Below are 14347 nucleotides of genomic sequence, written 5' to 3'. Positions count from 1 at the left end.
CACGTAGCACCGCGACGCGTGAAGTCGCCTGACCGATCAGGCGGTGAAACCGAGGCGGCGGCGGGTTCCCGGTGCTATGCCAATTCGGATGCATTCAGTGTCATGGCAAGCCCATGCCTATCCTGCTCGTAGCATGTTCGGCCCGGCCTTTGCCGTGTATGGATCCGGGACCCAGCGGTAGCCGTACCCACGGACATTCGTGATCAGTCCGGGGCGGTTCAACTTGGCACGTAGAGCGGCCATATGCACGTACAGCGTCCGTGACACCCCAAGGAATGCGTCGCCCCAGACGCGGTCCATCAATTGCTGACGGCTGACCGCGACACCGGGCCGCTGGATCAGGACCCGCAACAGCTCGAACTCGAGCCGTGTGAGCGGAACCATCTGCCCAGCCACTTCGACCTGCCGTGCCGCCAGATCCACGCGAACGTCTCCGGAGACGATCAGCGCGCTCGGTGTGGGCTGCCGATGGTCGGCGCGTCGTGTGACCGCTTCCAGCCGGGCCGTCAGTTCCTCGATGCGCGCGGGTTTCGCTACGTAGTCGTCGGCTCCGTTGCGCAGCCCGAGCACGATTGTGCGCTCGTCGGTGCGCGCGGCGAGGATCACGACCGGCACCGAGCTGACTTCACGCAGCTTCCGCACCACCAGCAGCCCATCCATATCCGGTAGGCAGAGGTCGAGTAGGACCGCGTCATAGCCGCGGTGTTTCAGCAATAGGTCGGCCCCTCGACGCTTGCGATCCACCTCGTGGCCCTGGAGCTCGAGTGCCTTCGCCACGGCACCGCTGTCGTCGTCATCGTCGATCATGATCAGCCGCATATGTCTCACCTTCCTGACCGTGATCTCGATGACCAGCAGGTCTGCGAATGATTTCCGCAGGCCACCGGGTACGCAAAATGATTCCCGGCGCCGGGGTTGGGAAGAAGGACCGAATGTGCCGAAATGTGCTCCGAATGTGCCAATGTCGCTGCAAGTCGGGATTACTGCGGCCGGGCGAGTACAGGCCCGGAATGGCTGCAGGTGGGTGGGGTGATGGGCCGGACACAATGCCCGCCCGAGTGAGACTGATCGGCGCCGACCGTGGCGGTGTTTCGATTGTCACACTTAGGAATACGCACCGAACGCGCCGATGTACGCTTCGAACGCGCCATTTTTTTTCAATCAGGATTGCGTGTATATGGATGCGGTGGATTCGATCCTGATGCCCAGACTCGCCCTCGACAACGTAGGGCTGTCCGAGCAGGTGCGCCAGCGGCTTGCGGATGAGGCCGACGTGCCCGGTTGGATGCTGGCCGGCAACGCGGCTGCTGTGCCGAGCGACCGCAGCCGGCGGGTGTGGGAACTCGTCGAGCACGAGTTGAACGACCCGCATGTCGCACTGCGTGTCGGGCTGACCCACGACCCGCGGTGTCTGGGCCTGCACGCTTATCTATTTATGACGGCGCCCACGCTGGGCGAAGGGTTCGCCACGACCGGTGCGTACCTCAATACCCTTACCACCAACTTCACCTTCGCCCTTGCCGAGGAGACCGAAGAGGAAGTGACATTCGATACGGTGTCGCTCGGCGGTGAAGGACGTGGCCGAGACCTGACGATACAAGTCGGACTCGCGGGGATGCCCGAACGCGCACGGCGCGCAACCGGCAGGGCGGTCTATCCGGTGCGGGTCCGTCTTCAACAGAAAGCGCCTCGGCGGCAGGCCGATTTCGTCGAGGCTTTCGGTACCGGCCAGGTCGATTTCGGTGCTCCGACAGACCAACTCACCTTCCGCACCGCGGATCTGGCACTGCCGCTTGTAACTGCCGACCCCATGCTGGCGGACATGCTGCTCCGGTACGCGCAGACTCTGCCGACGGCGCCGCCACCGCCCACGTCGTGGTCGGACCAACTGCACCATCAATTGCTGAAGATGCTCGGCGACGGCCCTATCACCCTGGACCACGCTGCACGGAGAATGGCCACGAGTCGGCGCAGCCTGCAGCGACGGCTCACGGAGGAGGGAACTACCTGGCGGCGTGAACTCGATCGTGCCCGCTGTGCGCGAATGGAGGACCCGAATCTGCAACTTCTGATGAGCAGGATCGAGATAGCACGCCAAGTCGGTTATTCCGATGCCAGGGCATTGCGACGCGCGCAGCGGCGCTGGGCAGCCGGGGAAAGACAGAACTGAGAAACGTCAAGATGGACACGGAAGATTTGGTCCTGCTGCCCAGACTTGCCCTCGACAATGTGGGGCTGCCCGAATCGGTGCGGCGGCAGCTTGCCGGGGAGGCCGACATCCCCGAATGGATGCTGTCCAACAGCCGGGCGGTTGTGCCGAGTGGCCGCAGCCTGCGGGCGTGGGAACTTGTCGAGCACAAGCTCGACGATCCGGACTTCGCACTACAAGTCGGGCGAATCCACGATCCCCGGGGCCAGGGCCTCACCGGTTATCTATTCATGACGGCGCCGACAGTAGCCGAAGGGTTCGCGCGGATGGGTGCCTACCTCAACACACTGACCACCAACTTCACCTTTGCCCTTGCCGAGGAGGAACTGACTTTCGACATCGGGTCACTGCGCGGTGAGGGACGTGGCCGAGATCTGACGATGCAGGTCGCGTTCGCAGGGTTGCCAGCCCGCGCTGCGCGGGCAACCGGTAGGACGGTCGATCCGGTTCGGGTCCGTTTGCGGCAGACCGCGCCGCTGCCAGGTCATTCCGGCGCGCCCAGCGGCGCTGGGCGGATGAAGACGACGGAACAATAAAGGACGACAGATTCAAGGGGGCGTTGAAGAAGTTCATCGGACGCCTTCGGCTGCTTCGACCTGATTCACCAGCGGCTGACCAGTCTGCCGGTGCTGAACAGGCTCCCGCTCGCACGCAACCGGGAATACGCGGCACTACTTGCGCGGCTGCACCCGATGATCGACAAGGTCGTCGCCGACTATCGCGGTAGCGACACCGGCGAACCCGACCTACTTGGCATGCTGTTCGATGCGCGCGACACTGAGACTGGAAAAGCAATGTCGCACAATGAGATTCACGACCAGATCATGGCGATCCTGATGGCTGGATCGGAGACCACGGCGGCAGCGTTGTCGTGGGTGTTCCACGTACTGACCGAGCATCCGGACATCGAGGAGCGGCTGCATGCCGAGGTGGACCAGGTGCTCGAGGGGCGGCCCGCCGAGTATGCCGACGCCAGGCAGCTGACCTACACCGCCCAGGTGATCAGCGAGGCGCTGCGTTGCTTGGATAATCACCCGCCGTGCCACCGAGGAGGTAGAACTAACGGGACACCGGATTCCCGCTGGCGCATCGGTGATCATCAGTCCGTATGTGGTGCAACGAGATCCGCGGCTGTTCGCCGATCCGAACACGTTCGACCCGGATCGATGGTCACCGGAGCCGGTCGATTTCCGCGCGAAGTTCGACGATCTGCCGTTGCAGGGCTTGAATGCAGACCAGGGCGACACCACTCGCGTCTACGTTGTAGATCACTTTGTCGCTATCGCCGAGCCCGAAGGCGGCTTTCCAATCCTGGGCCATCGGCCCCACGTGGCGCACGTCTGGCGGTTCCCATTCGTACCGCCAGGTGCTGATCGGCAGTTTCACGACTTCCCCGAGGATATCGTGCCCGTTCATCGAGTGGCCCAGCGTCGGCTCGCTCGCGGAATCGGACGGGATCTGCAGGGCCGGCGCCCGACCACGCCGGCCCCGATGTAGACCGAACACTCTCAGTGGTCCCACACCACCATGGCGAAATCGCGCTTTATCGTCCTATCGCTATCGACGATCGCGCTGGCGACACCGGTCGCGACTGTGGCCAGTCCCGTGCCCGCCGCGGCAATAACGGCGATCCGGGCGACCGTGGTCAAGCTCGCAATCTCGTCGTTTCCTTTCTGTTGGGGATCCAGGCCAGGCCCCGCAGATCCGTTTCTCCGACACCGGCAATTGTGTGTTCCACGCATTGGGTGCTGCCAGTCGGGGAATAGCTCTTGACCTTCTCTTAAAAGAGGCGCATGCACGCTCATACCCAGCGGCGACACCGCCGAGGCGCGGCGAGTTCCCAGTCGATGGAAGTCGCGCATCCGCGCACTGTGGCCCTCATGCTTCGCCTGAGGCGTTCTTGACGCACCGATCGTCGGCTCTCCCACTGGTGACCGCCCGCCGCGACGGCCGGAACTCCTACCCGCTGAAGGTGATCGGTAGGAAGTCCGGCCCGTGGATCATGGCGAGATGGGGGCGCCAGTGGACGGGGCCGGTCACTGTGGGGGGCCCGAGGCGATTGACCAGAGCGGTCAATCCTTCGGCCATTTCCAAGTGTGCCAGGGCCACGCCGATGCAGTGGTAGGTGCCACCGCCGAAGACGAGTTCGCGTGGTTGAGGAGTTCGGCGGATGTCGAAGCAGGTGGGGTTCTCGAATACGCGTGGGTCGCGGTTGGCGGCTGGGATGCAGCTGAATACGACGCTGTCCGCGGAGAAGTCCAGGCCGCCCAGGGAACAATCGATATTCGCGAACCGCTGGATCATTCGTGCCTGTGGCGTCCAGCGGAAGATCTCCGCGACGGCGTGGGGTACCAGGCTCGGGTCGGCACGCAGGAGTTCCCACTGATCGGGGTGTTCGCTGAAGGCGACGAGTGCCCGTCCGAGTTGGCGGGAGGTGGTGTCTTGGCCTGCCCAGACCAGTAGTAGGACGAGGTTGTGCAGCTCCCCGGCGCTGAGCGAGCCGCCGTCGGACTGCGCGGCGATCAGGGCGGAGATGAGATCGGTGCCGGGCGCTGCCCGGCGGCGCGTGATGAGCGACGCTATGTAGGTACTCATCTCGGTGACCGCGTGATCGACTCTGTCCAACACCTCGCCATCGAGTCCGCCGGTCGCGAACGCGAGACCGATATCTGCTGACCATCCATGGAACTGGTCGTAGTCCTCGGTCGGCACGCCGAGCAGCTCACATATCACCAAGGCAGGCAGCGGGTCGGCGAAGGCCGAGACGAAGTCGAGCGATACCTGTTCAGCGATCTGGTCGGCAAGACGGGCCGCGGTCGTTCGGGTGAATGGGCGGAGGTTCTCGACGACGCGGGGGGTGAACGCTTTGCCGACCAACCCGCGCAGGCGGGTGTGGCTGTCGTCGTCCACACTCATCAAGGTGTTCATCCACCAATGGAACAGTGGGCCTTCGGTGATGCCGTGCAGCGCCATGTAGGCCTCGCCGCCGAGCCGGAACCGGGAATCCCTGAGCAGCGCGGATACTTCCCGATGCCGTAATGCGATCGGCCCGATGGGGCTGTCGGCGTACCAGTTCTGCTCTCGTGCCCGCGCTACTTCGGGACTGTCGAAGTCGAACTGCGGGTTGAAGATGTCGAGAAAGGCGGCGGAGGTCAGGTCTGTTGTCATCTCAACTCCCCATGATGGGTTGTTTCTGCGGCTGCGGTTACTTGGATGTATTCGAAGATCGCCCCATCCGGGTTGCGTGCGATCAGCCGGTCGCCGTTGGGACCGGGAGCCGGGCCTTCCAGGATCTGGCCGCCTGCGCGCTCGATCTCATCGATAACCGGGGTGATCTGTTTGACCAGCAACGTCGCCGTCCGGTTCGCGTATGCGGCGGCGTCTGGGCCCGCGAGCAGCAGAAAGGGGCCGATGCTTGCGAGTTCCACACCGGCGAAACCGAACCGGTTGACCTTCTCGGAGCCGGAGAGGCCCTGGTAGAGCGGGATGGCTTGGTCGAGGTCGGCGACGACGACCCTGGCTATCACTGCGGTGATGTTGGACATGGGCGGCTTACCAGGTGACCGGTAGGGCGCGAACCCCGTAGGTGACGTTGGACCGCCGGAAGGGGATGTCGTCGACCGGGGCGGCCAGTCGGAGGGTGGGGAATCGGCGCAGCAAGGCGGGGAAGGCGATGCGCATTTCGAGGCGGGCCAGTGATTTGCCGACGCAGTGGTGCAGGCCGTGGCCGTAGGCGAGGTGGGTGCGGGGCGCCCTAGCGAGGTCGAGGCGGTCCGGGTCGGGGAACCGGGTCGCGTCGCGGTTGGCCGACGGTATCGCCACCAGCACTTGTTCCCCTCTGCGGATCAGGGTTCCGTTGATGATGACGTCTTGGGTGGCGGTCCTGATCTCTCCGTGTTGGGGGATGGATACGTAGCGTACGAGTTCGTCGATCGCGTCGTCGGTATCCACGTGCCCGTCGCGCAGCATCGCGAGTTGGTCGGGGTGCTGCAGGAGCGCGAGGGTGCCGATGCCGAGCATGTTCGCCGTTGTCTCGTGGCCGGCCACCAGCAGCAGATTGCCGATGCCGACAAGTTCCTCGTCGGTGACGCTGTCACGGTATTCAGTGATGATCCGACCCAGCACAGTGTCGCCAGGGTCGGTGCGGGTTCGGGTTACCAGTTCCCGCATTCCGGAGCGGAGGGCGTCGCGTGCCGGGATCAGCGTCTCCAGGTCCGACATGACATCGGTCATGATCGCGGTGAGTCCGGCGAAGTCGAATTCCTCGTCGGCGGGTATGCCCAGCATGTCGCGAATGATGCCCGATGGCACCGGCAGCGCGTAGGTGTCGATGAGATCGACGGGAGGCCCAGCGGCCGCCATCGCGTCCAGACAGGTGTCGACGACTTCTTCGACCATCGGTCGCAGCCGCGACATCCGTGCCGCGGTGAACTCCCCTGCCACCATCTGGCGTAGTCGAGTGTGCTCGGGTGGGTCGCATTCGATGAACGTGCCCGGTTGTCGGGAGCGCAGTTCCTCGGCGAGCGTGCGGTTCTCGGGTTCGGGTAGCACGATGCCCAGCGGGGTGAGTTCGCTGCTGAAGTGCGGATCGCCGAGCGCTTGCCGGGCGTCGTCGAACCGCGTGACCAGCCACACCCAGTCCGCACTGTTGAGCTGTACACGGACGATCGGTTCCTCGGCGCGCAGCCGGGTGAATTCCTGATCGGGATCGATGGGGCTCCTCGGATCACGGCGGTACGGCAGTGGGAGCGTGGAATTCGCGGTCACGACGTCGGCTTCCCGTCTTCGGCTGGTACGTGGGTGACCCATCGGCAGCTGCGCTCGCCGAGTTCATGCTCTACCGCGATACCGAGGTGGTCGGCCGTGCGGTGGTGCATGTCGACACAGAATTCGCACGGACGCGCGAGTGTCAGCTCGACCCCTTGCCGCTGTGCGCGTTCCCGGTAGTCGTAGATGCCGCAACGATGGACCTCGAGGCCGAACTGGTCGGGGTCCTGTGTGCAGGTCGTCTCCGAGTCGTAGACCTCCAGCATGGTCGCCAGGCCGACCAAAAGGTCGCGGGCATGACCGGCGCGGTCCGGCAGGCGCTTACGGGTGGCCTCGGCATTGATGGCCGCCACGTGCTCCGTCCACTGCGGTAGTGCTGCGGGGCCGAGAAACCGCTCGATGGCGGCCTGGGTGCGAAAGTAGACGCCGAGCACGAACTGTGTCTTCTCCGCATCGGACATCGGATCGGTGAGTGCCATAGTGAATCAGCTTCCTTCTCTGGCCTTGGTCAGCTGGGCGGGCCGCAACCCGGTTACCGCTTCGATATCGGCGAGCGTCGCCGCGACCACAGTGTCGATGGGGGGTGGCAGCCGATCCCACATGCCGCTGTCATCGAGGTCCAGCACCCGCGACAGCTTCCACCCGACATAAGACCCCTGCGCGGCCAGCGGTGGCAGCGTGTCCACCGTCGCTACGGCGAAACGGTGCCCATCGAACAGGGGGCCGAGCCGCTGGGTCGCCGCCGCGGTCCACGCCTTATCCGGCTCCCGATCGGTGGTGACCAGACACACGACGTCGATTCCCCGATGGACCAGCATGTAGTTCAATACCGTCGGCCCGTCGTTGTCGCTCCACAGCACCGCTTCGAAGTCCTCCTGCCGTACCCCGTCGCCCGCGAGCCGCAATACGTCCTGCTCGCGCCCTAGTGTCCGCACCACCGGCGTCGCGAGCCCGCACACGCAGGGGATGCCGGTCACTTCGACGAGATCGCCGGTCCGATACCGCACCAAAGGTCTTGCCGGTAAATCCAGTGTGGTGACCACCAATTCGCCTGTATCGCCGACGGCGCCGTCCACCAACCGGGTGGCCCGCTCGTCATGGAGCTCGAACACAAAACTCTGCGTCTGAAGGTGCAGGCTTCCCATTTCACATGTCACCGCGGTCGTCCCGGTTTCGGATGAGCCGTAGCAGCCGACATATGCCTTCGCCCCGGTGAGTTTCTCGAGGTGGTGCAAGAAGTCGGGACCGGTCTGTTCGGCCATCAGCAACAGCTGGTCGAAACGCGGCATCGGCGCACCGTGGCGTAGCGCGAAATGTAGCAACTCGAGCAGCCGTGACGCGGATCCTACATAGGTGTTCACCGAAAGCTCGCGGGTCAACCGCAGAACACGGGTGTAGTCTCCCGTAACGTTGTCGACCCAAACCCGTAACGACATCACACCCACATACTCGAGCACTTTCTCGAACTGATAACCAGCCGGCGCGAACGGGCCATTGATCAAAATCAGCGCCGAATCCCCCGGACCGATCAGACGCGCCCACATCTCCCCGATATTTACCGTATTCACGACAAGATCGTCGACCGCCTTCGGCGCCGCCACCGGGTCACCCGTTGTGCCCGACGATTCGTAGTAATGCACGAAACTGTCGATCTCGCGCGTGAAAGCATCGCGGGAACGTTTCCGCAGCTCGCCCCGGTCGAGCATCGGGAGGCTGGAAAATGTTTTATACAGTAGTTCCTCGGCCGGAATCCGCCTGGCCTGCAAGATAACCGTGTCATCACGCCATTCACTCAAAGAGTCCGCGTACAACTTCGAATGAGCCGCCGCCGCAAGGGTGTCCACCAGCTTCCTTGCATGCAGTGCACGCAGGTCGCCACGCCCGGCACGTACATCCCGGATGGTTGCCAGGTGACGTTCCGCCAACGCCATCATGCTGGCGCGAGCGCCATCGTCACGTAGCAACAGCATCGCTTACCTTCCGATCTCGAAACCGATAGCGAGGACGGTAGACCATCGGAAATCCCGAAACAATGCTCGATCGTGAAGGAAACAGATACCAGAAACCCGCAAAACCCCAGGTGGAGGCCGCAATCCACGCTCAACGTCCTCGGTGCACACCAGAGATTTCTTAGCTTGCTCTTTAACTACGGGTACTGCGCTCCTAGCTGACGTTTTCGCATTCGCAGGAGGTCAGAGCGTTGAAAATCATTCGAATTCGCTGGTAGCGCATCGGGCTGAGGTCACTCCAGCTCGCGCTCAGGTCGAAGAATGCAGATGAGTATGTAAATTCCCGGCTACGGTAAGTCTTAAGATTGTTTCAAGTTTCCGTTCCCCGGCTGGCACGTGGATTGCGAGCAACACAAAATTCTGGTGTCGGAGAATTCGAATCCGCAGGCCACCATATGCGGACCAACGTCAAGGAGAACATCATGGGCATCAAACGTCTGGCCGCCTCGGTGGCGGCAATCGGCACTCTGGTCCTCAGCAACATCCTGTTCCAGGAAGCTGTCGCCGCAGCGGCGATAACCAAGTTCTGAGCGACAGCCGGCCTCCGTGCCCCCTCCATGGAGGCCGGCCATCGTCGGCGCCATCCCTATCGCCTTCCAGTGAGGTGCTGACCCGGATTCCGTGGCAACGCGGCACCACCGAAGCACCAGACCTGTCAGGCACCCGGCATACTGACGATCGCGCAGTGTGGGATTCGCGTCGGTGCGCAGGGCGGCGCGCACGATCTTGCGGGTGCCGTACCCGAAAGCGCCGCGCAGCAGGATCGCACCGGTCGCGCCCGCGATGCTGCCCAGCGGTTCCCGCAGGGTTAGCCGCCGGGCCCGGGGTTACTGCGAGCGTTGTAGCCGGATGTCGTCTTCCTAAGCGGTTGCTCCGGCAGCAGCCCGGATGGTCGCAATCGGGACGAGTAGGGCCGTCCAGGCCCACAATGCCGCCCCGATAGTCGAGCCGGGGTGGGATGCGGTGGGCCATGATGCCGAGGACTCCGCCCGCGCTGAACGCTCATTCTCGACGGAGTTGCCCGCCGCGCCATGATCTCTACACCGTTGTCCCGCAGCATCGTTCACTGTCCGCTTGGCCATGTGGCGCTCCACGTTCAGCTGTGCCATCGAGTAGCTTCAGCGGGTTTATTTATGAGAATCCATATATATCAGTAGACGACATGGCTGCTAGTGCCGAATGGCAGTGGTTGCAAAGCATCTGTACGCCGCGTCGGAGTAGTGCCATTCGCACCGTCCCAGTATCCGTCCCCAGCTTCGAGCCGACTTGCTAGAGCGTCAGCTCCACGAGTGGGACCTCGCAAACCGCACTCCTCGTGTACGTTTGGCTGCCACCACATCCCAGGCCGGGGCTCCCACGCCAGCGGCTCGTACAGCTCCCGTGGTTATGCTCGGGGCCGTGACCACTGCAGATGCTGCGACTCCACTATCCACCTGGGCGCCGTTGCGGTCGCGGATCTATCGGGCGCTGTGGATCGCGCAACTGGTGTCGAATCTCGGGACCTGGATGCAGACGGTGGGGGCACAGTGGATTCTGGTCGATCAACCGAATGCCGCGACGTTGGTCGCGTTTGTGCAGACCGCTACCACGTTGCCGGTGATGCTGCTGTCGATTCCGTCGGGGGTGCTGGCGGATCTGCTGGATCGGCGCAGGCTGTTGCTCGGCGCGCAGACGGCTATGGCGGTGCTGGCCGGGGTGCTCGCGGTGACGACGGCCACCGGGCATACCACCCCGGGGGTGTTGTTGACGTTGCTGTTCCTGCTCGGCTGCGGTCAAGCGTTGACCGCACCCGCTTGGCAGGCGATTCAGCCCGAACTCGTTCCGCGCGAACAGATTCCGTCCGCCGCCGCGTTGGGCAGTATGAATATCAATATCGGGCGCGCGGTCGGCCCCGCCATTGCGGGTGTGCTGGTCTCACTGTCGGGGCCGACGCTGGTGTTCGCGCTGAACGCGGTGTCATTCGGCGGCATCGTCGCGGTGCTGCTCATCTGGCGCAGACCGACGAAGGAACGGAAGCTGCCCAGCGAACGTCCGCTGGCGGCGCTGCAGGCGGGCACCCGGTTCATTCGCGCCGCGCCCGCGATCCGCCGGGTGCTACTGCGCTCGATCCTGTTCATCGCTCCGGCGAGCGCGGTGTGGGCGTTGCTGCCGGTCATCGCGCGTGACGAACTCGGGCAGTCCTCATCCGGTTACGGTCTGCTGCTCGGTGCGCTCGGGCTCGGCGCGGTGCTGGGTGCCGTCGGCCTGTCGCGGGTGCGGGCACTGCTGACACCGACTCAGCGACTGACCGCGGCCGCGATCCTGTTCGGCATCGCCTCGGCAGGCGCGGCGGTGCTGCACAGCATGCCGGTGGTGCTGGTGCTGCTGGTCGGCGCTGGATTCGCGTGGCTGCTGGCGATGTCGACGATGAATTCGACCATGCAGTTGCTGCTGCCGGCCTGGGTGCGGGCGCGCGGGCTTTCGGTGTACATGCTGGTGTTCATGGGCGGCCAGGCAATCGGATCGCTGGTGTGGGGTCTGGTCGCGGGCGCGGTGAGTTCGGTGACGGCGCTGCTCGCCGCCGCGGTACTGCTGGCCGGTTCCGCGCTGAGTTCGGTGTGGCTGCCGATCCGCCACAACGCGGAGGAACTGGACCTGAGCCCGACCGCCTTCTGGCCCGAACCGCAACTCGTGGTCGAGCCGGATCCGGAGGACGGACCGGTGCTGGTACTGCGCACCTACGATGTGCCGCCGGAGAAAGTCGACGAATTCCTGGCGGCGATGGTGTTCGTCGGACGGTCCATGCAGCGCACCGGCGCGATGGAGTGGCGGCTGTATCGCGATGTCGGGATCCTCGACCGGTATGTCGAGGCGTTCGTGGTGCGTTCCTGGTCCGAGCACATGCATCAGCATCAGGTGCGGCTCACCGCCCAGGATCAACTGCGGGAACGCGCCGTCGCGGAGTTCATGATCGGCGCGGACACCACCACCCACCTGGTCGCGGTGGAGCCGCCCTAGGAAGCGTTCGGCTGGGCTGATTATGCAGGTACGGATGTACCCCCATAGACTGTCCGGCATGCGGATGTTCCTGGATATCCTCCTGATCGTCACCAGCGTGCTGCTGGTGCTGCTGGTGCTGCTGCACCGCGCCAAGGGTGGAGGTCTGTCCAGCTTGTTTGGTGGCGGCGTGCAGTCCAGCCTGTCGGGTTCGACCGTCGTCGAGAAGAACCTCGACCGCATCACCATCTTCACCGGTCTGATCTGGCTCATCGCCATCCTCGGCATCGGCCTGGAGATCAAGTTCGCTTGAGTTGGCCGTCGCGAGCGACGACGACGGCCGCTGCCGTTGCCATCGCCAGCACCACGGTCGCGATCCCGAAGGCCACCGCATAGCCGTCGCCGATAACCGGCGCGACCAGCAGTGGACCCAGCATCTGCCCGGCGCCGTAGCCTGCGGTGAGCGTCGCCGCGGCCCGGTGGTCGGTCAACTCGGTGCCGAGTCGGATCGCGAGCATGGTGATGCCCATGAACGTGCCGCCGAATAGCGCCGCAGCGACGATCGCGGGCCATGTCGTCGTCGACCCGGCGAGTAGCGCCGCTGCCGCGCATTGGGCGAGCAGCGCGAGGACCATGGCGGTCGTGGGGGTCCAGCGCCGCGCGGCCATACTCCACAGCACCGCCGGCGCGGCCGCTACGCCGACTATCACCCACATCGCCGAGCCCAGCGCCGCATTGTGCGCGCCGACCGCGGCGACGAGGAATGTGCCGATCACGATGTACCCGACGCCCTCGAGGGTGTACGCGATGAGCAGCGCGCGCCAAGCCGTGCTCGAGCGTTTAGCCAGGGCTACTACTCCGGTGCTGTGCCGGCCCGGGTGGATATCGAGTCGGAGGGCGGGAAGTAGCAGCACGGCGGTCAGTCCTGCGGCGCCGAGCCACAGACCCTGCCAGGGCAGCACAGGTCGCGCGGCCAGCGCCGCCAACCCGGTGAGGGCGATACCGAAACCGACCCCGCCGAAGGCGATGCCCGCCCCGTGCCCCTGGCCGCCGAGCCGGGCGATCGCGCCCGCGCACCCGACGAACAACACCGCGCTGGCCAGGCCCGCGATCAATCGCAGCAGTGCGGGCAGCACGATCGGGCCGGGCAGCGCGACCAGCGCCTCGCTGACCACCAGGATGCCGGCTGAAACGCGAAATGCTGTGCGACTGTTGAGGTTCGGTCGCCGCGTCAGCAGTACGGCACCCGCGAGGTAGCCCGCGTAGTTGGCGGCGGCGATGAGCGCGCCATCGTGAGCGTCGATGCGGTGCGCGTCCACCATGGCGGGCAGCAGTGGGGTGTAGGCGAAGCGGCCGACACCCATCGCGCCGGCCAGGCCGGCACCTGCGGCGAGTGCCGGTGCGAGGGTGCGGCGCGCGGTGTCGAGCAGTGCTGATGCGGTCACAACCTCCGACGGTACGGTCCGCCGTCGACGCTATGAAATACTTTCTGCGCACGATGTATACGCTTGACGCATGGATATCGAGCTGCGGCACCTGCGGGCGTACCTCGCACTCTGCGAGGAGACGAACTACACCCGCGCCGCGGCCCGCCTGCACTTCAGCCAGCCCGCGCTGACCCGAACCATCCAGCAGTTGGAACGGTTCGTCGAATGCCGATTGATCGAACGAACGTCGCGGCGCTTCGAGTTGACGGAGGAGGGCCTGGAACTGCTCGAACATGCCAGACGCATCATCGGCGATATCGATTCCGTCCAGGCGGATCTGCGCAGGCGCGCCACGGTCGAGGTCGGATTCTCCTGGCTGCTGCCCGATGCCTGGTTCACCGCGACTCGCACTCGATACGAGGCGCTCGGGGGCCGGATCTCGCTGCGCCGCGTGGAGGATCCGATGGCCGCGCTCGACGATCGGTCGATCGATATCGCCATTCACCGCAACGATATCTGGCTGCCACACCACCTCGAGTCGCGTGAGATCGGTTCCGAGCGGCGGGTACTGGCGGTGTCGGTGCATTCCCCGTTGGCGGACGCGGTCGAGGTGCATTGGGCTGATCTGGCGCATTATCCATTGGTGGCCAATACCGTATCCGGTACTACCACTGCCGAATCATGGGATCGGCCCGACCCGAACCGCACCGTCATCACCTGCACGAATTTCGACGAATGGATCGAACTCGTTGCGGCGGAACGGGGTATCGGCATCGTGCCCGTGCTGGCCCGCACTCGTGCGCCGCACCCCGGTGTGGTGTATGTCGATATCGTGGATGCGCCGCGATCGCATATCTACCTGACGTGGCGGGTGAAACCGGCGCCGTTGCGATCGGTTCAGCGCTTTCTCAGCGTCGCGTGAGTAGGTCGTGCGCAGGGGGCGGTGGCGCCCGTATCGT

Annotated in this window: 14 protein-coding genes and 2 pseudogenes; 7 read left to right on the top strand and 9 right to left on the bottom strand. The window is 64.6% G+C overall.

Annotated features, from left to right (window positions below):
- Window positions 1-117 precede the first annotated feature (117 nt).
- Window positions 118-819 carry a response regulator transcription factor gene (locus tag OG874_RS19220; protein ID WP_330256502.1) on the bottom strand — a complete coding sequence of 234 codons (702 nt, stop codon included), beginning with the start codon at window positions 817-819 and terminating at the stop codon, window positions 118-120.
- A gap of 382 nt (window positions 820-1201) precedes the next feature.
- On the opposite strand from OG874_RS19220, the gene OG874_RS19215 reads away from it, so the two are divergent.
- The 4 genes and pseudogenes from OG874_RS19215 to OG874_RS44780 form a co-directional block, all read left to right on the top strand.
- Window positions 1202-2170 (top strand): AraC family transcriptional regulator ligand-binding domain-containing protein, encoded by a 969-nt coding sequence (locus OG874_RS19215; RefSeq protein ID WP_330256501.1) that lies wholly within the window; start codon window positions 1202-1204, stop codon window positions 2168-2170.
- Window positions 2171-2181: 11 nt separating this feature from the next.
- The gene (locus OG874_RS19210) at window positions 2182-2745 is read left to right on the top strand and encodes an AraC family transcriptional regulator ligand-binding domain-containing protein (RefSeq protein WP_330256500.1); all 564 of its coding nucleotides are present in this window, start codon (window positions 2182-2184) and stop codon (window positions 2743-2745) included.
- A gap of 60 nt (window positions 2746-2805) precedes the next feature.
- A pseudogene (locus tag OG874_RS44785) lies at window positions 2806-3222 on the top strand (cytochrome P450); the annotation flags it as partial.
- A gap of 13 nt (window positions 3223-3235) precedes the next feature.
- Window positions 3236-3355 (top strand): annotated as a pseudogene (locus OG874_RS44780) (cytochrome P450); the annotation flags it as partial.
- Between the two features lie 24 nt (window positions 3356-3379).
- On the opposite strand, the gene OG874_RS19205 reads toward OG874_RS44780, so the two are convergent.
- From OG874_RS19205 to OG874_RS19175, 7 genes are all read right to left on the bottom strand, one after another.
- Window positions 3380-3595, bottom strand: coding sequence for a tail fiber domain-containing protein (locus tag OG874_RS19205; protein WP_330256499.1), 216 nt, complete (start codon window positions 3593-3595; stop codon window positions 3380-3382).
- A gap of 122 nt (window positions 3596-3717) precedes the next feature.
- The gene (locus OG874_RS19200) at window positions 3718-3858 is read right to left on the bottom strand and encodes a hypothetical protein (protein WP_330256498.1); all 141 of its coding nucleotides are present in this window, start codon (window positions 3856-3858) and stop codon (window positions 3718-3720) included.
- Window positions 3859-4168: 310 nt separating this feature from the next.
- On the bottom strand, window positions 4169-5377 hold the full coding sequence (locus OG874_RS19195; protein WP_330256497.1) for a cytochrome P450: 1209 nt from the start codon (window positions 5375-5377) through the stop codon (window positions 4169-4171).
- Window positions 5374-5754 (bottom strand): VOC family protein, encoded by a 381-nt coding sequence (locus OG874_RS19190; RefSeq protein WP_330256496.1) that lies wholly within the window; start codon window positions 5752-5754, stop codon window positions 5374-5376. The genes OG874_RS19195 and OG874_RS19190 overlap by 4 nt, the downstream gene beginning before the upstream one ends.
- A gap of 7 nt (window positions 5755-5761) precedes the next feature.
- Window positions 5762-6976 (bottom strand): cytochrome P450, encoded by a 1215-nt coding sequence (locus tag OG874_RS19185; protein WP_330256495.1) that lies wholly within the window; start codon window positions 6974-6976, stop codon window positions 5762-5764.
- Entirely contained in the window at window positions 6973-7455 is a 483-nt protein-coding gene (locus OG874_RS19180; RefSeq protein ID WP_330256494.1) for a hypothetical protein, read from the bottom strand. The genes OG874_RS19185 and OG874_RS19180 overlap by 4 nt, the downstream gene beginning before the upstream one ends.
- A 6-nt stretch (window positions 7456-7461) precedes the next feature.
- The gene (locus OG874_RS19175; RefSeq protein ID WP_330256493.1) at window positions 7462-8946 is read right to left on the bottom strand and encodes a phenylacetate--CoA ligase family protein; all 1485 of its coding nucleotides are present in this window, start codon (window positions 8944-8946) and stop codon (window positions 7462-7464) included.
- Window positions 8947-10371: 1425 nt separating this feature from the next.
- Between OG874_RS19175 and OG874_RS19170 the strand changes: the two genes are divergently transcribed.
- Window positions 10372-11982, top strand: coding sequence for an MFS transporter (locus OG874_RS19170; RefSeq protein WP_330257336.1), 1611 nt, complete (start codon window positions 10372-10374; stop codon window positions 11980-11982).
- A gap of 58 nt (window positions 11983-12040) precedes the next feature.
- On the top strand, window positions 12041-12274 hold the full coding sequence (gene secG / locus OG874_RS19165; RefSeq protein ID WP_063043223.1) for a preprotein translocase subunit SecG: 234 nt from the start codon (window positions 12041-12043) through the stop codon (window positions 12272-12274).
- On the opposite strand, the gene OG874_RS19160 is transcribed toward secG, so the two are convergent.
- Complete coding sequence (locus OG874_RS19160; RefSeq protein ID WP_330256492.1) at window positions 12261-13406, bottom strand: YbfB/YjiJ family MFS transporter; 1146 nt, start codon at window positions 13404-13406, stop codon at window positions 12261-12263. The genes secG and OG874_RS19160 overlap by 14 nt on opposite strands.
- Before the next feature lie 70 nt (window positions 13407-13476).
- On the opposite strand from OG874_RS19160, the gene OG874_RS19155 reads away from it, so the two are divergent.
- Window positions 13477-14310, top strand: coding sequence for a LysR family transcriptional regulator (locus OG874_RS19155; protein ID WP_330256491.1), 834 nt, complete (start codon window positions 13477-13479; stop codon window positions 14308-14310).
- Window positions 14311-14347: the final 37 nt, after the last annotated feature.

The organism is Nocardia sp. NBC_00565 (assembly GCF_036345915.1).
Taxonomy (GTDB): Bacteria; Actinomycetota; Actinomycetes; order Mycobacteriales; family Mycobacteriaceae; genus Nocardia.
This window is presented reverse-complemented; position numbering and strand designations above follow the sequence as displayed.

Coding starts and splice junctions, on each gene's coding strand:
- OG874_RS19220 (WP_330256502.1), bottom strand. CDS start 819: ATGCGGCTGATCATGATCGACGATGACGACGACAGCGGTGCCGTGGCG.
- OG874_RS19215 (WP_330256501.1), top strand. CDS start 1,202: ATGCCCAGACTCGCCCTCGACAACGTAGGGCTGTCCGAGCAGGTGCGC.
- OG874_RS19210 (WP_330256500.1), top strand. CDS start 2,182: ATGGACACGGAAGATTTGGTCCTGCTGCCCAGACTTGCCCTCGACAAT.
- OG874_RS19195 (WP_330256497.1), bottom strand. CDS start 5,377: ATGACAACAGACCTGACCTCCGCCGCCTTTCTCGACATCTTCAACCCG.
- OG874_RS19190 (WP_330256496.1), bottom strand. CDS start 5,754: ATGTCCAACATCACCGCAGTGATAGCCAGGGTCGTCGTCGCCGACCTC.
- OG874_RS19180 (WP_330256494.1), bottom strand. CDS start 7,455: ATGGCACTCACCGATCCGATGTCCGATGCGGAGAAGACACAGTTCGTG.
- OG874_RS19175 (WP_330256493.1), bottom strand. CDS start 8,946: ATGCTGTTGCTACGTGACGATGGCGCTCGCGCCAGCATGATGGCGTTG.
- OG874_RS19170 (WP_330257336.1), top strand. CDS start 10,372: ATGCTCGGGGCCGTGACCACTGCAGATGCTGCGACTCCACTATCCACC.
- secG (WP_063043223.1), top strand. CDS start 12,041: ATGCGGATGTTCCTGGATATCCTCCTGATCGTCACCAGCGTGCTGCTG.
- OG874_RS19155 (WP_330256491.1), top strand. CDS start 13,477: ATGGATATCGAGCTGCGGCACCTGCGGGCGTACCTCGCACTCTGCGAG.